Annotated in this window: 16 protein-coding genes; 7 read left to right on the top strand and 9 right to left on the bottom strand. The window is 70.2% G+C overall.

Features of this window, described 5'->3' with window-relative positions:
* Positions 1 to 78: 78 nt before the first annotated feature.
* The 6 genes from IE178_RS06620 to IE178_RS06595 form a co-directional block, all read right to left on the bottom strand.
* The gene (locus IE178_RS06620; protein WP_193511595.1) at positions 79 to 1095 is read right to left on the bottom strand and encodes a PAC2 family protein; all 1017 of its coding nucleotides are present in this window, start codon (positions 1093 to 1095) and stop codon (positions 79 to 81) included.
* 163 nt (positions 1096 to 1258) lie between these two features.
* Complete coding sequence (locus IE178_RS06615; RefSeq protein ID WP_184766670.1) at positions 1259 to 1930, bottom strand: FadR/GntR family transcriptional regulator; 672 nt, start codon at positions 1928 to 1930, stop codon at positions 1259 to 1261.
* Between the two features lie 195 nt (positions 1931 to 2125).
* Entirely contained in the window at positions 2126 to 3742 is a 1617-nt protein-coding gene (locus tag IE178_RS06610; protein ID WP_193511594.1) for a glycerol-3-phosphate dehydrogenase/oxidase, read from the bottom strand.
* 8 nt (positions 3743 to 3750) lie between these two features.
* Positions 3751 to 5289 carry a glycerol kinase GlpK gene (gene glpK / locus IE178_RS06605; protein ID WP_184766668.1) on the bottom strand — a complete coding sequence of 513 codons (1539 nt, stop codon included), beginning with the start codon at positions 5287 to 5289 and terminating at the stop codon, positions 3751 to 3753.
* A gap of 85 nt (positions 5290 to 5374) precedes the next feature.
* Positions 5375 to 6169, bottom strand: a complete 795-nt coding sequence (locus tag IE178_RS06600; protein ID WP_184766667.1) for an MIP/aquaporin family protein — start codon at positions 6167 to 6169, stop codon at positions 5375 to 5377.
* A gap of 338 nt (positions 6170 to 6507) precedes the next feature.
* A complete protein-coding gene (locus tag IE178_RS06595; RefSeq protein ID WP_184766666.1) occupies positions 6508 to 7272 on the bottom strand; it encodes an IclR family transcriptional regulator in 765 nt (254 codons plus the stop codon).
* 298 nt (positions 7273 to 7570) lie between these two features.
* Between IE178_RS06595 and metH the strand changes: the two genes are divergently transcribed.
* The 3 genes from metH to IE178_RS06580 all read left to right on the top strand — a co-directional run bounded on the left by metH (position 7571) and on the right by IE178_RS06580 (position 13961).
* A complete protein-coding gene (gene metH, locus IE178_RS06590) occupies positions 7571 to 11083 on the top strand; it encodes a methionine synthase (protein WP_184766665.1) in 3513 nt (1170 codons plus the stop codon).
* Positions 11084 to 11210: 127 nt separating this feature from the next.
* Positions 11211 to 11912, top strand: a complete 702-nt coding sequence (locus tag IE178_RS06585; RefSeq protein ID WP_184766664.1) for an HAD family hydrolase — start codon at positions 11211 to 11213, stop codon at positions 11910 to 11912.
* Between the two features lie 444 nt (positions 11913 to 12356).
* Complete coding sequence (locus IE178_RS06580) at positions 12357 to 13961, top strand: ABC transporter substrate-binding protein (RefSeq protein WP_184766663.1); 1605 nt, start codon at positions 12357 to 12359, stop codon at positions 13959 to 13961.
* A gap of 88 nt (positions 13962 to 14049) precedes the next feature.
* On the opposite strand, the gene IE178_RS06575 is transcribed toward IE178_RS06580, so the two are convergent.
* Positions 14050 to 14721, bottom strand: a complete 672-nt coding sequence (locus tag IE178_RS06575) for a response regulator (protein ID WP_184766662.1) — start codon at positions 14719 to 14721, stop codon at positions 14050 to 14052.
* 14 nt (positions 14722 to 14735) lie between these two features.
* Complete coding sequence (locus tag IE178_RS06570; protein WP_193511593.1) at positions 14736 to 15680, bottom strand: RecB family exonuclease; 945 nt, start codon at positions 15678 to 15680, stop codon at positions 14736 to 14738.
* Between the two features lie 182 nt (positions 15681 to 15862).
* Here IE178_RS06570 and IE178_RS06565 point away from each other — a divergent pair, with 182 nt between their 5' ends.
* The 3 genes from IE178_RS06565 (at position 15863) to IE178_RS06555 (ending at position 19451) form a co-directional block, all read left to right on the top strand.
* Positions 15863 to 17608, top strand: coding sequence for a site-2 protease family protein (locus tag IE178_RS06565; RefSeq protein ID WP_193511592.1), 1746 nt, complete (start codon positions 15863 to 15865; stop codon positions 17606 to 17608).
* A gap of 135 nt (positions 17609 to 17743) precedes the next feature.
* Positions 17744 to 18646 (top strand): tRNA (adenine-N1)-methyltransferase, encoded by a 903-nt coding sequence (locus tag IE178_RS06560; RefSeq protein ID WP_184766659.1) that lies wholly within the window; start codon positions 17744 to 17746, stop codon positions 18644 to 18646.
* Between the two features lie 223 nt (positions 18647 to 18869).
* Entirely contained in the window at positions 18870 to 19451 is a 582-nt protein-coding gene (locus IE178_RS06555) for a hypothetical protein (protein ID WP_193511591.1), read from the top strand.
* 79 nt (positions 19452 to 19530) lie between these two features.
* Here the strand turns inward: IE178_RS06555 and IE178_RS06550 are convergent, their stop codons facing one another.
* Positions 19531 to 19836 carry a ferredoxin gene (locus IE178_RS06550; protein ID WP_193511590.1) on the bottom strand — a complete coding sequence of 102 codons (306 nt, stop codon included), beginning with the start codon at positions 19834 to 19836 and terminating at the stop codon, positions 19531 to 19533.
* Between the two features lie 245 nt (positions 19837 to 20081).
* Here IE178_RS06550 and arc point away from each other — a divergent pair, with 245 nt between their 5' ends.
* Positions 20082 to 21848, top strand: coding sequence for a proteasome ATPase (gene arc / locus IE178_RS06545; RefSeq protein WP_184766656.1), 1767 nt, complete (start codon positions 20082 to 20084; stop codon positions 21846 to 21848).
* The last annotated feature ends 93 nt before the right edge of the window (positions 21849 to 21941 follow it).

The raw sequence follows: 21941 nt of genomic DNA, 5'->3' as shown, positions 1-21941 counted from the left end.
CCGTGACCGGCCGCGCACACGAAGAAGGGGCGTACCGTCCGAGGACGGTACGCCCCTTCTTCGTGTGCGCGGTCCCGTTCAGTCCTCCGACGATTCCTCGCCGTCCGTGCCCTTGCCCGTATCGGTGTCCGTCTCCGTCTCCGCCTCCGGCTTCGGTGGCTTCGGCGGACGGGAGCGACCGCCCGGAGTGTCCCGCCGAAACGGCGTACCGTCCGAGCCGTCGGCCGTGGCGTGCCCGCCGGGCGGCCCCGACGCGCCGTCACGGCGCCGCAGATACCGCTCGAACTCGCGGGCGATCGCCTCGCCCGACGCCTCCGGCAGCTCGGCGGTGTCCCGGGCCTCCTCCAGCGTCTGGACGTACTCGGCCACCTCGCTGTCCTCCGCGGCCAGTTGGTCCACACCCAGCTGCCAGGCACGCGCGTCCTCGGGCAGCTCGCCCAGCGGGATGCGCACGTCGATCAGGTCCTCCAGCCGGTTCAGGAGGGCCAGCGTGGCCTTCGGGTTGGGCGGCTGCGACACGTAGTGCGGCACCGCCGCCCAGAGCGACACCGCCGGGACACCGGCGTGCGTGCACGCCTCCTGGAGGATGCCGACGATGCCCGTGGGCCCCTCGTACTTGGTCTCCTCCAGATCCATGCGACGGGCCAGGTCCGGGTCGGACGTGGTGCCGCTGATCGGTACCGGACGGGTGTGCGGGGTGTCACCGAGCAGCGCGCCCAGCACGACCACCAGTTCCACACCGAGTTCGTGCGCGAAGCCGAGGATCTCGTTGCAGAACGAGCGCCACCGCATGGACGGTTCGATGCCGCGCACCAGCACCAGGTCACGCGGCTTGTCGCCGCCGACCCGGACCACCGACAACCGCGTCGTCGGCCAGGTGATCTTGCGGACCCCGCCGTCCATGAACACCGTGGGGCGGTTCACCTGGAAGTCGTAGTAGTCCTCGGCGTCCAGCGCCGCGAACACCTCGCCCTTCCACTCCCTGTCCAGATGCGCGACCGCGGTGGAGGCGGCGTCACCGGCATCGTTCCAGCCCTCGAACGCGGCCACCATGACCGGGTCGATCAGCTCGGGAACCCCCTCGAGCTCGATCACCCAGCGCCTCCTTCCGACGTGCCCTCGCGTACGCCCCAACCTTACGGCGTGCCCGCGGGGCGCCCGCAGCCCCCTCACAAGGGGAGTGCCCCCATCACTGCCCCGTCGGGCACCGTCGAACACCCCTCGGTGATCGCGGAGCACCCGGGGCGGAACGCACCGTTCACAGTGTGGAGCGCAGCCACTGTTCCACGCTCGCGATGTGCACCGTCGCCCAGGACCGCGCCGCCTCGGCGTCCCGGTCCCGCAGGGCGGCGAGGATGGCCCGGTGCTCGCGCAGGGTGCGCACGACCGCGTCCTCCTGGGTCAGGCCGCGCCAGATACGGGCCCGGGTGGTGGGGCCTGACAGACCGTCCAGCAGGGAACACAGCACGGAGTTGCCGGAGCTGCGCACGATGCCCCGGTGGAAGTCCAGGTCCGCGGCGACCAGGTCCTCCACCGACGGCTGCTCGCCGAGCGCGTCCAACTGCTCCGTCAGCGCGTCCAGTTGCTCCTCGTCGATACGGGTCGCCGCGAGGGCCGTCGCGGCCGGCTCCAGGATGCGGCGTACGGCGAGGAACTCCAGGACCGTGTCGTCGCGGTGGAAGTCGACCACGAAACTCACCGCCTCCAGCAGGAGTTGCGGGTCGAGACTGGTGACGTAGGTGCCGTCGCCCTGCCGCACGTCCAGGATGCGGATCAGCGACAGCGCCCGCACCGCCTCGCGCAGGGAGTTGCGGGACAGCCCCAGCTCGGCGGCGAGCTCGCTCTCCTTGGGCAGCCGGGCGCCGGGACGCAGCGCGCCGGAGACGATCATTGTCTTGATCTTCTCGATCGCCTCGTCGGTGACTGCCATGACCGGCCTCCTGGCTCGGACGTCCGATGTATCCCGCTCATTATGCGGGCCTGCGCAGGTCAGCCGGATCGGCTCGGCCCGACCGGGTGCCGTGGTCGGTCTGCGGACACCAGGAGAAAAGGGGCGGCTCCGTCGGCGCGGAGTCGCCCCTCTTCCCCCACCGGCTCCGGTACGCAGGAGCCGGGGGACCCTCGGTCACTTCTTGTCGAGCAGGTCCTGGACGCGGGCGCGGATCTCGTCCGTGGCCAGACCCCGGATCGTCAGGGTGGTGCGGCGGCGCAGCACGTCGTCCGCGGTCTCGGCCCACTCGTGGTCCCGGGCCCAGACGACCTGCGCCCAGATCTCCGGGGCGTCCGGGTGGACGCGCTGGGCGAGCGCCGGGTCGTCGTTGGCCATGCGGGCGATGTCGAAGGCCAGCGAGCCGTAGTGGGTGGCCAGGTGCCTGGCGGTGTCCGCCGCCATCCGCGGGCCGGGCGCCGGACCGTCGACCAGCAGCCGGTGGGCGACCGCGCGCGGGTTGGCGACACCCGGCAGCGGCAGCTTCTTCGGCAGCGCTGAGACCGGCTCGAAGTCGTCGCCCAGCGGGTGCCCCGGCAGCGCCTGGAGCTTCTGCATCACCGTACGGCCGATGTGCCGGAACGTGGTCCACTTGCCGCCCGCGACGGACAGCATCCCGCCCCGGCCCTCGGTCACGACCGTCTCGCGCTTGGCCTTGGCCGTGTCCCCGGGCCCGCCCGGCAGCACCCGCAGACCCGCGAACGCGTACGTGATCAGATCGCGGTCGAGCTGCTGGTCGCGGATGGAGAACGCGGCCTCGTCGAGGATCTGGGATATGTCGTCGTCGTTGACCGCGACGTCCGCCGGGTCGCCCTCGTACTCCTCGTCGGTCGTGCCGAGCAACAGCATGTCCTCCCAGGGGAGGGCGAAGGTGATCCGGTACTTGTCGATCGGCGTGGCCAGCGCGGCCTTCCAGGGGGAGGTCCGCTTCAGGACCAGATGCGCGCCCTTCGACAGCCGGATGGACGGCGCGGCATCGGGGTCCTCCAGACGGCGCAGGTGGTCGACCCACGGCCCGGTCGCGTTGAGCACCAGCCGGGCGTTCACGCCGAACTCGTCGCCCGAGAGCCGGTCGCGCAGCTCGGCGCCGGTGACCCGGCCCTTGGTGAAGCGCAGGCCGGTGACCTCGGCGTGGTTGAGGACGACCGCGCCCGACTCGGCCGCCGCGCGGACCGTCATCAGCGCCATGCGCGCGTCGTTCATCTGGTCGTCGCCGTACACGGCCACGGCCTTGAGGTTCTCCGTGCGCAGTTCCGGCACGTCCTGCGCGGCCTTGGCGGGGGAGAGCAGGTGCCCGACGCCGTCGCCGAAGGCCGACAGCGCCGAGTACGCGAAGACACCGGCCCCGAGCTTCGCCGCGCCGTGCGGCCCGCCCTTGTACACGGGGAGGTAGAACGTGAGCGGGTTCGCCAGGTGGGGGGCGACCTGGCGGGAGACCGCGCGGCGCTCGAAGTGGTTCTCCGCCACCAGCTTCACCGCGCCGGTCTGCAGGTACCGCAGGCCGCCGTGGAGCAGCTTGGAGGAGGCGGAGGAGGTGGCGCCGGCCCAGTCACCGGCGTCCACCAGAGCCACCCTGAGGCCGGACTGCGCGGCGTGCCAGGCGGTGGAGATGCCCAGGATGCCGCCGCCGATCACGAGAAGGTCGTACGACGCCTTGGAGAGCTGCTCCCGGGTCTCGGCCCGGCTCGGGTTCGAGCCGGAGGCCGGGTGCGTCCCCAGGGCAGGCACGGACTGCAGGGCGGACTGAGTGGTCATCGCGGTTCTTACTCCTCGTCCTCGAGCCAGCCCATGGTCCGCTCGACGGCCTTGAGCCAGCTCTTGTACTCACGGTCGCGGGTCTCCGCGTCCATGCGGGGGGTCCACTCGGCGGCCCGCCGCCAGTTGGCGCGCAGGTCGTCGGTGCTGTTCCAGAAGCCGACGGCGAGGCCGGCGGCGTAGGCGGCGCCGAGGCAGGTGGTCTCGGCGACCATCGGGCGCACCACGGGGGCGTCCACGAAGTCGGCGAGGGTCTGCATCAGCAGGTTGTTGGAGGTCATGCCGCCGTCGACCTTGAGGGCGGTCAGCTCCACACCGGAGTCCTTGGTCATGGCGTCCGCGATCTCCCGCGTCTGCCAGGCGGTGGCCTCCAGCACGGCGCGCGCGAGGTGCGCCTTGGTGACGTACCGGGTCAGGCCGGCGATCACACCGCGGGCGTCGGAGCGCCAGTACGGGGCGAACAGACCGGAGAAGGCCGGGACGAAGTAGGCACCGCCGTTGTCCTCGACCGAGAGCGCGAGGGTCTCGATCTCGGCGGCGGTGGAGATCAGGCCCATCTGGTCGCGCATCCACTGCACCAGAGAACCGGTGACGGCGATCGAGCCCTCCAGGGCGTAGACCGTGTCCTGGTCGCCGATCTTGTAGCCGACCGTGGTCAGCAGGCCCGAGTAAGAATTGATGATCTTGTCACCGGTGTTCATGACCATGAAGGTGCCGGTGCCGTAGGTCGACTTGGTCTCGCCCTCGGCGAAGCAGGTCTGGCCGAAGAGGGCCGCCTGCTGGTCGCCGAGCGCGGAGGCGACCGGGATGCCGCCGAGCAGGTCGCCCAGCTTGCCGCCCTTGATCTCGCCGTAGACCTCGGCGGAGGAGCGGATCTCGGGGAGCATCGCCGTCGGGACGCCGATGGACTCGGCGATCCTCTCGTCCCACCGCATGGTGTGCAGGTTCATCAGCAGGGTGCGGGACGCGTTGGTGACGTCGGTGACGTGGTGGCCGCCGTCGACACCACCGGTCAGGTTCCAGATGACCCAGGTGTCCATGGTGCCGAAGAGGATGTCGCCCGCCTCGGCGCGCTCCTTCAGGCCCTCGACGTTGTCGAGCAGCCAGCGGGCCTTGGGACCGGCGAAGTAGGAGGCGAGGGGAAGGCCGGTCTCGCGGCGGAAGCGGTCCTGGCCGACGTTGCGGCCGAGTTCCCTGCACAGGGAGTCGGTGCGGGTGTCCTGCCAGACGATGGCGTTGTGGACCGGCTCACCGGTGTTCCTGTCCCACAGCACGGTCGTCTCGCGCTGGTTGGTGATGCCGATGGCCTTGATGTCGTCGCGGGTGATGCCGGCCTTGGCGACGGCTCCGGCGACGACCTCCTGCACGTTGGTCCAGATCTCGGTGGCGTCGTGCTCGACCCAGCCCGGCTTGGGGAAGATCTGCTCGTGCTCCTTCTGGTCGACGGAGACGATGCGTCCGTCGCGGTCGAAGACGATGCAGCGGGACGAGGTGGTGCCCTGGTCGATGGCGGCGATGAAAGGGCCGGCGGTGTGGGCGTCGGTCACTGTGGGCTCCTGGGTGTTCCTTGGTTACGGGGCTGTACGTACGGCGCTTCTACAACTCTCGGCGTTCGAGGCGACCTGGTCACCTCTACGCGAAGGCGACGTTGTAGAGGCCGGCCGCGAGGGCGCCGCCGATCAGCGGACCGACCACCGGGATCCAGGCGTAGGACCAGTCGGAGCCGCCCTTGTTGGGCAGCGGCAGCAGCGCGTGCACGACGCGCGGGCCGAGGTCACGGGCCGGGTTGATGGCGTACCCGGTCGGGCCGCCCAGCGACAGACCGATCGAGACGACCACGAGCGCCGTGATCAGACCGCCCAGCACGCCCAGGCCGTTGCCCGCGTCGTTCAGGCCCTGGGTGAGGATGGCGAGCAGCAGCACGAAGGTGCCGATGATCTCCGTGGCGAGGTTCTGCGCCGTGTGCCGGATCTCCGGGCCGGTGGAGAAGATGCCGAGGACGGGGCCCGCGCCCTTCTCCTGCGCCTCGACCGCCTTGGCGGTGGTGGTCTGCGCGCCCGGACCGCCGACGATCTCCCTGTCGGTGAGGTGCGCCTGGAACTGGCCGTAGTAGGCGACCCAGACCAGAGCCGCACCGATCATCGCGCCGAGGAACTCTCCGGCGAAGTAGACCGGAACGTTGCTCCACTCGCCGTCCTTGACGGCGAGCGCCACGGTCACGGCCGGGTTGAGGTGGGCGCCCGAGAGCGGCCCCGCGATGTACACCGCCGTCATGACGGCGAAGCCCCACCCGAAGGCGATGGCGAGCCAACCGGCGTTACGGGCCTTGGAGGCCTTCAGCGTCACGGCGGCACAGACGCCGCCGCCGAGCAGGATGAGTATGGCGGTACCGATGGTCTCGCCGATGAAGATGTCGGAGCTGGACACCCGCGACTCCTTTGTCCTTCGTCCAGGGAGCCGACCCCCGGGTCCCACCGGGGATTGGCGCCCTCAGGGGTGAGAGCGATGCCGGCCCTTGGCGTTGTCACACTCTAACGCGTATTGCCGGTAAGTGTTCGACAATGCCGACCGATGGACGGGAGTCTTGCCCGGTGCCACGGATGCGTCAAGAGTTTGGTTATCGAAAGCGCGATCGTTATTGATCGCCATGAGCCATCGATCTTCGGGGCGGTTCCGAAGAATGTGCTCCGTACCCGGTGAGTCCCTCTCGGGGCACGGCTGAGGCCGGAACGCCGTCGGCGTTCCGGCCCTCGTCCGCGTTCCGCTCAGAACCGCCCGGCGCCCAGATCCCGCGACACCGCGCGGGCGCAGTCCCGTACCGCCGCGATCAGCTCGGACCGCAGCTCGCCGTCCCGGCGCAGCCGCTCCACCGCGCCCGTGATGCCGACCGCGCCGACCGGCATCCGGCGCCGGTCGTGGATGGGGGCGGCGACGGAGGCGACACCCTCCCAGGTCTCCTCCACGTCCGCCGCGTAGCCGCGCGCGCGGGTGAGGTCGAGGAGGTGTTCGAAGCCGTCCAGGTCGCACACGGTGCGGTCGGTGAACGCCTTGCGGTCGGCCTCCAGGGCCTCGCTGTGGGCCACCGGGTCGTACGCCGACAGCACCTTGCCCAGGGCCGTGGAGTGCAGCGGCTGCATGGCCCCTATCTCCAGGACCTGCCGGCTGTCGTCGGGCCGGAAGACGTGGTGCACGATCAGCACGCCCCGCTGGTGCAGCACGCCCAGATAGACGCTCTCGCCGCTGGAGCGGGCCAGGTCGTCCGTCCATACCAGGGCGCGCGCCCGCAGCTCGTGGACATCCAGGTAGGTGGTGCCCAGGCGCAGCAGCTCGGCGCCCAGCTGATAGCGCCCGGAGGCCTCGTCCTGCTCGACGAACCCCTCCTGCTGGAGGGTGCGCAGAATGCCGTGGGCGGTGCCCTTGGCGAGGCCCAGCGACGAGGCGATGTCCGACAGGCCGAGCCGCCGCTCGCCACCCGCGAGCAGCCGCAGCATCGCTGCCGCCCGTTCGAGCGACTGGATGTTCCGTGCCATCGCCGTACTGCCTCCGTCCCCTTCGGCCGTCGACCCGCGACCGCCGCTGCCGCTGTTCGGCATTGCCGAACACTACCGGTCGATGCCGACCTCTCGCTAATGGTCGGGCGTGATCGGTTCCGCCACTCCTACTCCGTACACCGACGGTCGGCCATCCTCGTCCGGCCCGTGGACGCCCTGAACATCAGGACGCGGTCCCCGATACCCTGACGGCGTGCGCCCCGCCGGGAAGGCTCGAACAGGAGCTTGCCGGGCAGCCGCAAAGCCGACAGCCGTCGCACCTGAGGGAGCCCCTTTCATGGCCTCGTTGCCGCTGACCCCTTCCGCCGACAGCCGGACCCGTGTGTCCGCGCTCCGTGAGGCGCTCGCCACCCGAGTGGTGGTCGCCGACGGAGCCATGGGCACCATGCTCCAGGCACAGGACCCGACTCTCGAGGACTTCGAAAACCTCGAGGGCTGCAACGAGATCCTGAACCTGACCCGCCCGGACATCGTCCGTTCGGTCCATTCCGAGTACTTCGACGCCGGTGTCGACTGCGTCGAGACGAACACCTTCGGCGCCAACCACTCCGCCATGGCGGAGTACGACATCGCCGACCGGGTGTACGAACTGTCCGAGGCCGGCGCGCGCATCGCCCGCGAGGTCGCCGACGAGCACGCCGGCCGCGACGGCCGCACCCGCTGGGTCCTCGGTTCGGTCGGCCCCGGCACCAAGCTGCCCACCCTCGGACACATCACCTACACCACGATCCGCGACGGCTACCAGGCGAACGCCGAAGGCCTGCTGGCCGGCGGCGCCGACGCGCTGATCGTGGAGACCACACAGGACCTGCTCCAGACCAAGGCGTCCGTCCTCGGTGCCCGCAAGGCCATGGAGGCGACCGGCGTCGAGGTGCCCCTGCTGGCCTCCATGGCCTTCGAGACCACCGGCACCATGCTGCTCGGCTCCGAGATCGGCGCCGCGCTCACCGCGCTGGAGCCGCTGGGCATCGACATGATCGGCCTGAACTGCTCCACCGGCCCGGCCGAGATGAGCGAGCACCTGCGCTATCTCACCCGCCACTCCCGCATTCCGCTGCTGTGCATGCCCAATGCCGGACTGCCGATCCTCACCAAGGACGGAGCCCACTTCCCGCTCGACCCCGAAGGACTGGCGGACGCGCAGGAGAACTTCGTCCGGGACTACGGCCTGTCCCTGGTCGGCGGCTGCTGCGGCACCACCCCGGAGCACCTGCGGCAGCTCGTGGAGCGTGTGCGCGGGGTGACGCCGCCGGAGCGCGACCCCCGTCCCGAGCCCGGCGCCGCCTCCCTCTACCAGAGCGTGCCCTTCCGCCAGGACACCTCCTATCTGGCGATCGGCGAGCGCACCAACGCCAACGGTTCGAAGAAGTTCCGTGAGGCGATGCTCGAGGGCCGCTGGGACGACTGCGTGGAGCTGGCCCGCGAGCAGATCCGCGAGGGCGCGCACATGCTCGACCTGTGCGTGGACTACGTCGGCCGCGACGGCGTCGCCGACATGGAGCAACTGGCCGGCCGCTTCGCCACCGCCTCCACGCTGCCGATCGTGCTGGACTCCACCGAGGTCGACGTGATCCGCGCGGGCCTGGAGAAGCTGGGTGGCCGCGCGGTGATCAACTCGGTGAACTACGAGGACGGCGACGGCCCCGAATCGCGGTTCGCGAAGGTCACACAGCTGGCCAGGGAGCACGGCGCGGCGCTGATCGCCCTGACCATCGACGAGGAGGGCCAGGCCCGCACCGCCGAGAAGAAGGTCGAGATCGCCGAGCGGCTGATCACCGACCTCACCGGGAACTGGGGCATCCACGAGGAGGACATCCTCGTCGACTGCCTGACCTTCACCATCTGCACCGGGCAGGAGGAGTCCCGCAAGGACGGGATCGCCACCATCGAGGGCATCCGCGAGCTCAAGCGCCGCCACCCGAAGGTGCAGACCACACTGGGCCTGTCGAACATCTCCTTCGGTCTCAACCCGGCCGCGCGGATCCTGCTGAACTCGGTCTTCCTCGACGAGTGCGTCAAGGCCGGCCTGGACTCGGCGATCGTGCACGCCTCCAAGATCCTGCCGATCGCCCGGTTCAGCGAGGAGGAGGTCACCACCGCCCTCGACCTGATCCACGACCGCCGCCGCGAGGGCTACGACCCGCTGCAGAAGCTCATGCAGCTCTTCGAGGGCGCCACCGCGAAGTCGCTGAAGGCCGGCAGGGCCGAGGAACTGGCCGCGCTGCCGCTGGAGGAGCGCCTCAAGCGCCGCATCATCGACGGCGAGCGCAACGGCCTCGAACAGGACCTGGACGACGCCCTGGGGGAGCGGCCCGCGCTCGCCATCGTCAACGACACCCTCCTGGACGGCATGAAGGTCGTCGGCGAACTCTTCGGCTCCGGCCAGATGCAGTTGCCGTTCGTGCTCCAGTCCGCCGAGGTGATGAAGGCGGCCGTGGCCCATCTCGAGCCGCACATGGAGAAGACCGACGAGGCGGGCAAGGGCACCATCGTGCTCGCCACCGTGCGCGGTGACGTGCACGACATCGGCAAGAACCTGGTCGACATCATCCTGTCGAACAACGGCTACAACGTGGTCAACCTGGGCATCAAGCAGCCGGTCTCGGCGATTCTCGACGCCGCGCACGAGCACAGGGCCGACGTGATCGGCATGTCCGGGCTGCTGGTCAAGTCCACGGTGATCATGAAGGAGAACCTGGAAGAGCTGAACAGCCGCGGACTCGCCGCCGACTTTCCGGTCATCCTCGGCGGGGCGGCGCTGACCCGCGCCTATGTCGAGCAGGACCTGCACGAGATCTACCAGGGCGAGGTGCGCTACGCCCGCGACGCCTTCGAGGGCCTGCGCCTGATGGACGCCCTCATCGGCATCAAGCGCGGCGTGCCCGGCGCCCAGCTGCCCGAACTCAGGCAGCGCCGTGTCCGCGCGGCCACCGTGGAGGTCGAGGAGCGCCCCGAGGCCGGCCATGTCCGCTCCGACGTCGCCACCGACAACCCGGTGCCCGAGCCGCCCTTCCGGGGCACCCGCGTGATCAAGGGCATCCAGCTCAAGGAGTACGCGAGCTGGCTCGACGAGGGCGCCCTGTTCAAGGGCCAGTGGGGTCTGAAGCAGGCCCGCACCGGGGACGGACCGACCTACGAGGAGCTCGTCGAGACCGAGGGCCGGCCGCGACTGCGCGGACTGCTGGACCGGCTCCAGACGGAGAACCTGCTGGAGGCGGCCGTCGTCTACGGCTACTTCCCGTGCGTCTCCAAGGACGACGACCTGATCGTCCTGGACGAGCAGGGCAACGAGCGCACCCGCTTCACCTTCCCGCGCCAGCGCCGCGGCCGCCGCCTGTGTCTGGCCGACTTCTTCCGCCCGGAGGAGTCGGGCGAGACCGATGTCGTGGGTTTCCAGGTCGTCACCGTCGGCTCCCGCATCGGCGAGGAGACCGCTCGGATGTTCGAGGCCAACGCCTACCGCGACTACCTCGAGCTCCACGGCCTGTCCGTGCAGCTGGCCGAGGCCCTCGCGGAGTACTGGCACGCGCGCGTGCGCTCCGAGCTCGGCTTCGCCGGGGAGGACCCGGCCGCGATGGAGGACATGTTCGCCCTGAAGTACCGGGGCGCCCGTTTCTCCCTCGGCTACGGCGCCTGCCCCGACCTGGAGGACCGCGCCAAGATCGCCGACCTGCTCCGGCCGGAACGCATCGGCGTCCACCTCTCCGAGGAGTTCCAGCTGCATCCGGAGCAGTCCACGGACGCCATCGTGATCCACCACCCGGAGGCCAAGTACTTCAACGCCCGCTGAGGCCCGAAACGCCGCTCCACAGGTCTCACCAGGCGTTCGCGTCCCGCACGACGTACACTGGTCCGTCCACTGCAGGCCGGTTCCCTTCGTGGGAACCGGCCTGATCGTCCCCCAAGGAGGTACGTGGATGACCAGTACGGTCCCCGCGCTCGGAACCCTTACGGAGGAAGGCTCGGCACTCCAGGCCGTGCTTCTCGACATGGACGGCACCCTGGTGGACACCGAGGGTTTCTGGTGGGACGTCGAGGTAGAGGTCTTCGCCTCCCTCGGCCACACCCTCGACGACTCCTGGCGCCATGTGGTGGTCGGCGGTCCCATGACCCGCAGCGCCGGCTTCCTCATCGAGGCGACAGGGGCCGACATCGGCCTCGCCGAGCTGACGGTGCTGCTCAACGACGGTTTCGAGGACCGTATCGACCACGCCCTGCCGCTGATGCCGGGCGCCGCGCGACTGCTCGCCGAGCTGTCCGAGTACGAGATCCCCACGGCGCTCGTCTCCGCCTCCCACCGGCGCATCATCGACCGGGTGCTGACCACGCTGGGCCCGCAGCACTTCGCGCTGTCGGTCGCCGGTGACGAGGTCCCGCGCACCAAGCCGCACCCCGACCCGTATCTCGCGGCCGCCGCCGGGCTCGGTGTGGACCCCCTGCGGTGCGCCGTCGTCGAGGACACCGTGACCGGTGTCACCGCCGCCGAGGCCGCGGGCTGCCACGTCGTCGCGGTGCCGTCGGTGGGCCCGATCACGCCGGCCGCCCGGCGGACCGTCGTGCCCTCGCTGGAAGTCGTGGACCTGACATTCCTGCGCGGCCTGATGACGGAAATGCGCTAGGCGTTCACCCAGCGTGCAGCGGTGTTACCGCCGGAATTCCGGCCACTCGGTCCGGGTGACGGGCTCTTAGGTCCGAAAGAATTCGCTCCGGTTCCAGTCCGCTGAATTCCGGTGCACCGCACCCGTTTTCGCGTGTGATGTTCACCACAGGAAGGGGAGTCGACAACGATGTCCACCTGTGCCGTCCGCCCCATTTCGGAGGTGGTCGGTGCGCCCTTGTGTCCCGATTGATGAGAAGCTGCACTATTCCTTCCCCGGTCACCTTTGTCGATCCGTTCACACCCGGTTCCACTGCGTGATGAGCCCTCAACTCCGGCGGCTGCGAACCCCCGTGCGGGCGCGGACTAATGTCATCGCGAGAACCTCGCCCCCATCCCCGTGATCCGCTGCAACAACCCCTGCGTGCGGGATACACGGAGTCGACAGTCCTGGAGAAACTCGAGCATGAACCGCAAGACTTTGGTGCTGGCGGCCGCGATGGGCCTGCTCGCCCCCGTGCTCGCCGCCTGTGGCGACAGTGAGGGCGGGAGCGGCGACGGCGACGGGATCGTCGTGGGCACCACGGACCGGTTCACCGCATCGGAGGAGGCCCCCGCGCCCCTCGACCCGGCCTACGCCTACGACATCGGTACCTGGAACATCCTGCGGCAGACCGTGCAGACCCTGATGGTCCAGCCCCGCGGCGACGGCGAGCCGGTGCCCGATGCCGCCGAGACCTGCGGATTCACCGACGCCGGCAACGAGCGCTTCAGCTGCACCCTGCGCGACGGCCTGAAGTTCGCGAACGGCGACGCGATCACCGCGGCCGATGTGAAGTTCTCCATCGACCGCGCCCGTGCCATCAAGGCCGACAGTGGCGTGTTCGCCCTGCTGTCCACCATCGACACCGTCGAGACGCAGGGCGACCGCGAGGTCATCTTCCACCTCAAGGTCGCCGACGCCACCTTCCCCTACAAGCTGTCCACCCCGGTCGCGGGCATCGTCAACCCGGACGACTACGAGGACGGCAAGCTGCGCGAGGGCTTCGAGGTCGACGGCTCCGGCCCGTACGTGCTGGAGAGCGAAGTCGAGAACGACGAGCTGGTCCGGGCCACCTTCACCAAGAACCCCTCCTACAAGGGCGCGTTGAAGGTGAACAACACCAAGGTCGAGATGGTCTCCTTCGAAGACGCCGACGCCATGGGCGACGCGCTGGAGAAGGCCGACGTCGACGTCATGACCCGCAGCATGTCGCCGGACCAGGTCCGCGAGCTCGGCAACGCCACCGACGGCGAGATCGACCTCGTCGAGTCGCCGGGACTGGAGATCCGCTACCTGGCCTTCAACACCGAGGCCGAGACCGTGAAGGACAAGGCCGTCCGCCAGGCGATGGCCCAGCTCATCAACCGCGGCGAACTGGTCGGCAAGGTCTACGGATCCCAGGCGGAGCCGCTGTACTCGGTGGTCCCCGCGGGCATCACCGGCCACTCCAACGCGTTCTTCAACAAGTACGGCGAAGCGAACACGGCCAAGGCCCGCGTACTGCTGGAGAAGGCCGGCGTCAGCACCCCGGTGAAGCTCACGCTGCACTACACGACCGACCACTACGGTCCCGCCACCAAGGCCGAGTTCGAGCAGCTGAGCAAGCAGCTCAACGACAGCGGCCTGTTCGAGACCGACATCAAGGGCGCCCCCTGGTCCACGTTCCGCCCCGCCGGGCAGAAGGGCAAGTACGACGTCTACGGCATGGGCTGGTTCCCCGACTTCCCGGACGCCGACGGCTTCATCGCGCCTCTCTTCGACGAGAACAACTACCTCAACTCGCCCTACGCCAACGCCCAGATCCGCGAGGACCTGATCCCCGAGTCGCGCCGCCAGGCCGACCGGCTGTCGGCCTCCGACAGCCTGACGGAGATTCAGGACATCGTCGCCATCGATGTCCCGGTGCTGCCGCTGTGGCAGGCGAAGCAGTACATCGCCGCGCGCGACGACATCACCGGAACCGCCTACATGCTCAACTCCTCCTCGTCCCTCCAGCTCTGGGAGCTCGGCCGCGGCGTCAGCGGCTGACGGACCGAGAGCGACGACGCCACCGGCACGACGAGGGCGCCCTCCCCGATGGGGAGGGCGCCCTCGTCGTGGCGCGACACCGGCCGCGCTACTGCGCGCCGGGGCGCACCAGCCCGCTCTCGTAGGCGTACACCGCCGCCTGCACGCGGTCGCGCAGCCCCAGTTTGGTCAGCACATGACCGACGTGCGTCTTCACGGTGGTCTCGCTGACGAACAGGTCGGCGGCGATCTCCGCGTTGGACAGCCCGCGCGCCACCAGCTTCAGCACCTCGACCTCACGCTCGGTCAGCGTGTGCAGCGTGTCCGGAACCGGCTCGTCACCGGACGGCAGATGCGTGGCGTACTTGTCCAGCAGCCGGCGCGTGATGCTCGGCGCGAGCATCGCCTCCCCGGCCGCCACCACGCGGATCGCCTGCACCAGCTCGTTGGCCGGGGCGTCCTTCAGCAGGAAGCCGCTGGCGCCCGCCCGCAGGGCCTCCACCACGTACTCGTCGAGATCGAACGTCGTCAGCACCAGCACCTTCGCCGGCCCGTTCCGTTCCGGCCCGGTGATCTGCCGGGTCGCCTCCACCCCGTCCATCCGCGGCATGCGGATGTCCATGAGCACCACATCGGGCTGCAGCGCCCGCACCTGGTCCAGGGCCTGGAGGCCGTCACCGGCCTCGCCGACGACCGCGAGGTCCTGCTCGGCCTCCAGGATCATCCGGAAGCCGGTACGCAGCAGCGGCTGGTCGTCGACCAGTAGGACGCGGATGGCCACGTAAGTCTCCTTCGCTAGTCCGGCCCCATTCTGCCCTGTTGGGCCCCGCCGGACTCAGCCGCCCTCACCGGCAGCGGGTACGGCGGAGGGGTGCCGCCGAACTCCGGACAGTGCGCCTGGTGGTCGCACCAGCCGCACAGCTTCGTGGGCCGCGGCCGCCAGTCACCCGTCTCGGTCGCCAGCCGGATCGCCTCCCACAGCGCGAGCAGCTTGCGCTCCACCCGCTCCAGATCGGCGAGAACGGGGTCGTAGGTCAGCACATCACCACTGCCGAGATACACGAGCTGGAGCCGGCGCGGGATCACCTTCTTCAGCCGCCACACCACCAGGGCGTAGAACTTCATCTGGAACAGCGCGCCCTCGGCGTACTCCGGCCGGGGGGCCTTGCCCGTCTTGTAGTCGACGATCCGCACCTCGCCGGTGGGCGCCACGTCCACCCGGTCGATGATGCCGCGCAGTCTCAGCCCGGAGTCCAGCTCCGCCTCGACGAACAGCTCCCGCTCGGCGGGCTCCAGCCGGCTCGGGTCCTCGAGCGTGAACCAGCGCTCGACCAGGGACTCGGCCTGCGCCAGCCAGCGCGCGAGCCGCTCGCCCTCGGGGTCGTCGGCGAACAGCTCCACGACCTCCGGGCGGGACTCGCGCAGCCGGTCCCACTGACCGGGGATCAGGGCCTTGGCCCGCGGCGCGGTGCGCTCGGCAGCCGGGGCGTCGAAGAGGCGCTCCAGCACCGCGTGCACCAGGGTGCCCCTGGTCGCCGCCTCGCTCGGCTTCTCCGGCAGCCGGTCGATGACCCGGAACCGGTACAGCAGGGGGCACTGCATGAAGTCACCGGCACGCGAGGGCGACAGCGAGGCGGGCGGTATGGCGGTGGCCCCGGTCACCACGACCGTATCCACTGCCCCGTCCGCTGTGATCGCCTTGCTGTCGGGCCGCGCCGCGCCCTCGGTGCTCGTCTCCATGCCCACAGACCTTACGGCCCGCAACTGACAACGCGGAGTGATCGCGTGATCGAAGGCGATGCGGGGGAAGGAGGGGGACAGACAGGGGTGCCGGGGCGGAAGGGGCGGCGAGCGCCGCATACCATCGACTCGAGACCCTCCCGTCCGGCAGGCGCGGGAGACGCAGCGACGAGGGGACACCGGTGGACGTAAGCGGCGGGCGCGGGCAGCCGCGGTCCGGCAACGACGAGTCGGCCGAACACCCGGGGCCCCGGGTCCCGGCCACCGACGACGCCGGCGAACACCCCACGACCGCGTCCGAGCCCGCCGACCGCAGGCCCCCCTCGCCCGAGGAAACCACGGTGCCCGACGCCCCCGAGCCCGGCAACGAGAACCCCACCCCCGAGGCCCCACCGGCCACCGGAGCCACGACACCCCCCGACCAGGGGGCCCACACACCCTCCGGTGCCCGGACCGGTCCGTCGGCCGAGCCGGGCTCGGACACCCCGCCTGGGCCACCGGTGAGCCCGCCGGCGCAGGACGGCGCCCGCGCGGCAGGCGCGGGGGCAGCCGCTCCCGGTGCCGAGGACGGTGCCCCCGCCGGCGGGACGACGCCCGGTGCGGGGGGCACCCCGGCCGACGGCCGCCGTATCGAGGGAACCGGTCCCCGTGCCACCGGACACGGCCCCGCCGACGACGGACCCCCGGGCGGTGCGCCGGCGTCCCACCGCCGCGGCGGGCGTCCGCCCGCCCGCTCCGGTGCGGATCGGGCGGCCGGGTCGCCCAAGCCGCAGGAGAGCCGGCGCGGCGGGCTGCTGATGGGGCGGCCGTTCGGGGTGCCCGTCTATGTGGCACCCAGCTGGTTCCTCGTCGCCATCCTCATCACCTGGGTGTTCGGCGGACAGATCGACCGGGTGCTGCCCGAGCTCGGCGCCGCCAGCTACCTGGTCTCCCTGTTCTTCGCTGTGGCGTTCTACGCCTCCGTGCTGGTCCACGAGCTCGCCCACACGCTCGCCGCCCTCCGTTTCGAACTCCCCGTGCGCCGCATCCAGCTCCAGTTCTTCGGCGGCGTGTCCGAGATCGAGAAGGAGGCCGAGACACCCGGGCGCGAGTTCGTGCTGGCCTTCGTCGGCCCGCTGCTCTCCCTCGTGCTGTCCGGCCTGTTCTATCTGGCGCTGCTGGCCGTCGACCCCAGCAGTGTCCCCGGCGTCCTGCTGGCCGGCCTGATGGTCTCCAACCTCATCGTGGCCGTCTTCAACCTCCTGCCCGGCCTCCCCCTCGACGGCGGGCGCATGCTCCGCGCCGTCGTCTGGAAGATCAGCGGCAAGCCGATGACCGGCACCATCGCCGCCGCCTGGGTCGGCCGCGCCCTGGCAGTCGCCGTCCTGATCGGCCTCCCGCTGCTCACCCAGTCCGGGGCCCTCGGCTCCGACGCCGTGGACAACGTCGGCATGGACACCGTGCTGGACGCCCTGCTCGCCGCCATCCTGGCCGCGATCATCTGGACCGGCGCCGGCAACAGCCTGCGCATGGCCCGCCTGCGCGAACACCTCCCCGAACTGCGTGCCCGCACCCTCACCCGACGCGCGGTGCCCGTCGAGAACGACACCCCCCTCTCCGAGGCCCTGCGCCGGGCCAACGCCGCCGGCGCCCGCGCCCTGGTCGTCGTCGACCCCGACGGTGTACCCCTCTCCCTGGTCCGCGAGGCCGCCATCGTCGGCGTACCCGAACACCGCCGTCCCTGGGTCCCGGTCAGCGGACTCGCCCAGGACCTCACCGACGGCATGCGCGTCTCCGCCGAACTCGCCGGGGAGGACCTCCTGGACGCCCTGCGCGCGACCCCCGCGACCGAGTACCTGGTGGTCGAGGAGACCGGGGAGATCTACGGCGTACTCTCGGCGGCAGACGTGGAGCGGGCCTTCGTGAAGGCCATGGCGCGGCCCAGCTGACCGCGCGCCCCAAGGGGCGCGGCGCCGCATCGATGAGCGGCTCCGCCGTGGGCCCGACCGGCCACGAACCACCCGCACCTCCCGCACCCACCGGCAGTGGTCGGCGGCCCCTGCGGGGACGGGTAGGCTGGTCACATGTCCGAACCGACCGGTGCCGCCCGCAGGCGCGGGCCCTTCAAGGTCGGGGACCAGGTTCAGCTGACCGACCCCAAGGGCCGCCACTACACGTTCACGCTCGAGGCCGGGAAGAACTTCCACACCCACAAGGGTTCCTTCCCCCACGACGAACTGATCGGCGCTCCCGAGGGCAGCGTTGTCCGCACCACCGGGAACGTCGCCTACCTCGCGCTGCGCCCCCTGCTCCCCGACTACGTCCTGTCCATGCCCCGCGGGGCAGCCGTCGTCTACCCCAAGGACGCGGGGCAGATCCTCGCCTTCGCCGACATCTTCCCCGGCGCGCGCGTCGTGGAGGCCGGTGTCGGCTCCGGCTCGCTCAGCAGCTTCCTGCTGCGCGCCATCGGCGACCAGGGCATGCTGCACTCCTACGAGCGCCGCGAGGACTTCGCCGACATCGCCCGGCAGAACGTGGAGCGCTACTTCGGCGGCCCGCACCCCGCCTGGCAGCTCACCGTCGGCGATCTCCAGGACAACCTGTCCGACACCGACGTCGACCGCGTCATCCTCGACATGCTCGCCCCCTGGGAGTGCCTGGAGGCCGTCTCCAAGGCACTCGTGCCCGGCGGCATCCTGTGCTGCTACGTCGCGACCACCACCCAGCTCGCCCGGACCGTCGAGTCCATCCGCGAGATCGGCTGCTTCAACGAGCCGACCTCCTGGGAGACGATGATCCGCAACTGGCACATCGAGGGCCTGGCCGTCCGCCCGGACCACCGGATGATCGGCCACACCGGCTTCCTGCTCACCGCGCGCCGCCTCGCCGACGGTGTCGAGCCGCCCATGCGCCGCCGCCGCCCCGCCAAGGGCGCCTACGGCGAGGACTACTCCGGCCCCAACGCCGACGGAGGCACCGCCCGCTGACGCGGCCCGTCACCCGCACAACGCACAGGCGTCGTGGCGCAGTTCCCGGCAACCGCTCGGAACTGCGCCACGGCGCCTTCGCCTTGACGCGACGGGAGAACCACAACCCCCTCCGGTTCCCCGGCACCGGAACCGCACACCCCCCGCCGTTCCCTCCGTACTGTGACGTGTGGCACGATGCTGGCCACCCCCACCGGCACAGCCCTCACAGGAGACACTCCTCGTGCAGCCTTCCGCCGTCCCGGAGCTCGCCCACACGCACACCCGCCCCATCCACTGGGTCGCCACCGCCACGGCAGTCGCCGGCGTCGTCGCCCTGTCCGCGGTCCTGCAGCCCGGCGCCGCGACCGCGGCCCCGACGCCCGGCCCGCAGACGAAGAACGCTCCGGCGCACGCCGCCCCGCCCGACCCCGCGGCCGTCCAGTTCCCTCTCGAGTGCGGCCCGGTGAAGGCCGTGGTGAAGAAGAAGGCATCCGGCGACCTGGACGGGGACGGGCGTCCGGAGACCGTGGCGGTGGTCCACTGCGACGCCCCGATGGGCACCCCGCCCGACGGCGTGTACGTCCTCACCCAGGCCGCCGCCGGCAGCGCCGAACCGCGCCTGGTCGCCACCCTCGTCGACCCCGAGGACCGCACCAACGTCGACGACTTCGCCCTGCGTGACGGGGAAGTCACCGCCACGCTCCTCGGCTACTCGTCCGCCGACGTGCCCAGTTGCTGCCCCGATGTGCGGGAGAGCGTGAAGTGGCGGTGGGAGAACGGCGCGTTCGCACGGTCCACGCCGTCCGGCGCCAAGAGCGTATGACCCGCGCGCGGGCGTGCGGGGAGGCGCGCGCGCCAGAGTATGAGAAATCAGACAGTCGTGACGCGCCGTGTCATATCGGTCACCCGGCGTCCGGCCCGTACACCTCGACGCTGTCCGAAACGCGACGGACGTGGATGCACTCGCCCGGACACTCCTTCGCGGAGTCGATCACGTCCGTGAGGAGCGGCAGCGGTACGGGCGTTGTCGCTCCCTTGTCCTGCAACAACTCGTCCTGCGGGCTCTTCACATAGGCCAGACCGTCGATGTCCAGCTCGAAGACCTCGGGCGCGTACTGGGCGCAGATGCCGTCGCCGGTACACAGGTCCTGGTCGATCCAGACCTCCAGGGCCTCGCCGTCGACTTCGGCCTCCTGCTGCACGCTCATCTCTCCTGCCGTTTCCTGCGTCGAGCCGAGCGGGAATCCGGCCAGCTCTGACGGGTGTTGAACACTTCGACCCTACCTTCGCCTGGGTTCCAATCATCATCGGTGGGTATTCCCCTGGCGTGAGGGAGAGCGCAAGGGTGAAGATCGGACACACCCCGACCGTCTTTGTGATCTAGGGGTTTCAATCGACACCCGCCCAGGTAGGGTCTGGAAGCGTCCAGCTCCCCTTGGAGGAGGTGAGGACCGTGGCAGCCCACGACGACGACATGAACCGCGGCATCCGCCCGGGACGCGGGTCCGACGACCCGGCCGGGCAGATCGCCTACCTTGAGCAGGAGATCGCCGTCCTGCGACGTAAGCTCGCCGACTCTCCGCGACACACGAGGATTCTCGAAGAGCGGATCGTCGAGCTGCAGACCAACCTGGCCGGCGTGTCCGCCCAGAACGAACGACTCGCGGGCACGCTCCGTGAGGCCCGCGATCAGATCGTGGCCCTCAAGGAGGAGGTCGACCGGCTCGCACAGCCCCCGGCCGGCTTCGGAGTCTTCCTCGTGGCGAACGAGGACGGTACGGCCGACATCTTCACCGGCGGCCGCAAGCTCCGGGTGAACGTGAGCCCCAGCGTCGAGCTCGACGAGCTCCGGCGCGGGCAGGAAGTGATGCTCAACGAAGCGCTCAACGTGGTCGAGGCCATGGCGTTCGAGCGCGTCGGCGACATCGTCACCCTCAAGGAAATCCTCGAGGACGGCGAGCGGGCCCTGGTGCTCGGGCACACCGACGAGGAGCGGGTGGTGCGGCTCGCCGAGCCGCTGCTGGACGTCACCATCCGCCCCGGCGACGCCCTGCTCATGGAGCCCCGCTCCGGATACGTCTACGAGGTCGTCCCCAAGAGCGAGGTCGAGGAACTCGTCCTCGAGGAAGTCCCCGACATCGGCTACGAGCAGATCGGCGGCCTCGGCAACCAGATCGAGGCCATCCGCGACGCGGTCGAGCTGCCGTACCTCTACCCGGACCTGTTCAAGGAGCACGAACTGCGGCCGCCCAAGGGCGTGCTGCTGTACGGACCCCCCGGATGCGGTAAGACGCTCATCGCCAAGGCCGTCGCCAATTCGCTGGCCAAGAAGGTCGCCGAGGTCACCGGCCAGGCCGCCGGCAAGAGCTTCTTCCTCAACATCAAGGGCCCCGAGCTGCTGAACAAGTACGTCGGCGAGACCGAGCGGCAGATCCGCCTGGTCTTCCAGCGGGCCCGGGAGAAGGCCAGCGAGGGCACACCCGTCATCGTCTTCTTCGACGAGATGGAGTCCCTCTTCCGCACCCGTGGATCCGGCGTCAGCTCGGACGTGGAGAACACCATCGTCCCGCAGCTGCTCGCCGAGATCGACGGCGTGGAGGGCCTGCAGAACGTGGTCGTGATCGGCGCCTCCAACCGCGAGGACATGATCGACCCCGCCATCCTGCGGCCCGGCCGGCTGGACGTGAAGATCAAGATCGAGCGTCCGGACGCCGAAGCGGCCAAGGACATCTTCGGCAAGTACCTCACCGAGCGCCTCCCGCTGCACGGCGACGACCTCACCGAGCACGGCGGCGACAGGTCCATGACGGTCCAGAGCATGATCCAGACCGCCGTGGAGCAGATGTACGCCGAATCCGAGGAGAACCGCTTCCTGGAAGTCACCTACGCCAACGGCGACAAGGAAGTCCTGTACTTCAAGGACTTCAATTCCGGCGCCATGATCGAGAACATCGTGGGCCGCGCCAAGAAGATGGCGATCAAGGACTTCCTGGAGAAGAGCCAGAAGGGCCTTCGCGTCTCCCACCTGCTCCAGGCCTGCGTGGACGAGTTCAAGGAGAACGAGGACCTGCCCAACACCACCAACCCGGACGACTGGGCCCGCATCTCCGGAAAGAAGGGCGAGCGGATCGTGTACATCCGTACGCTCATCACCGGAAAGCAGGGTGCCGACACCGGACGATCCATCGACACGGTGGCGAATACCGGTCAGTACCTGTAAAAGCCAGGGCGGCTGCGGGTGCCCTCAGCGGGTACCCGCAGCCGACTGCTTTTCGGGGACACGGCTGGAGCAACAGCAATGACGCAAATGATC

The sequence above is a fragment of the Streptomyces griseoloalbus genome (genome assembly GCA_014650015.1).
In the GTDB taxonomy this organism is placed as follows: domain Bacteria; phylum Actinomycetota; class Actinomycetes; order Streptomycetales; family Streptomycetaceae; genus Streptomyces; species Streptomyces griseoloalbus.
Note: the sequence above shows the minus strand (reverse complement) of the source record. Positions and strands in the feature narration are given on the sequence as shown.

Coding starts and splice junctions, on each gene's coding strand:
- IE178_RS06570 (WP_193511593.1), bottom strand. CDS start 15,680: ATGGAGACGAGCACCGAGGGCGCGGCGCGGCCCGACAGCAAGGCGATC.
- IE178_RS06595 (WP_184766666.1), bottom strand. CDS start 7,272: ATGGCACGGAACATCCAGTCGCTCGAACGGGCGGCAGCGATGCTGCGG.
- metH (WP_184766665.1), top strand. CDS start 7,571: ATGGCCTCGTTGCCGCTGACCCCTTCCGCCGACAGCCGGACCCGTGTG.
- IE178_RS06550 (WP_193511590.1), bottom strand. CDS start 19,836: ATGAGCGTGCAGCAGGAGGCCGAAGTCGACGGCGAGGCCCTGGAGGTC.
- IE178_RS06560 (WP_184766659.1), top strand. CDS start 17,744: ATGTCCGAACCGACCGGTGCCGCCCGCAGGCGCGGGCCCTTCAAGGTC.
- IE178_RS06610 (WP_193511594.1), bottom strand. CDS start 3,742: ATGACCACTCAGTCCGCCCTGCAGTCCGTGCCTGCCCTGGGGACGCAC.
- IE178_RS06615 (WP_184766670.1), bottom strand. CDS start 1,930: ATGGCAGTCACCGACGAGGCGATCGAGAAGATCAAGACAATGATCGTC.
- IE178_RS06580 (WP_184766663.1), top strand. CDS start 12,357: ATGAACCGCAAGACTTTGGTGCTGGCGGCCGCGATGGGCCTGCTCGCC.
- IE178_RS06585 (WP_184766664.1), top strand. CDS start 11,211: ATGACCAGTACGGTCCCCGCGCTCGGAACCCTTACGGAGGAAGGCTCG.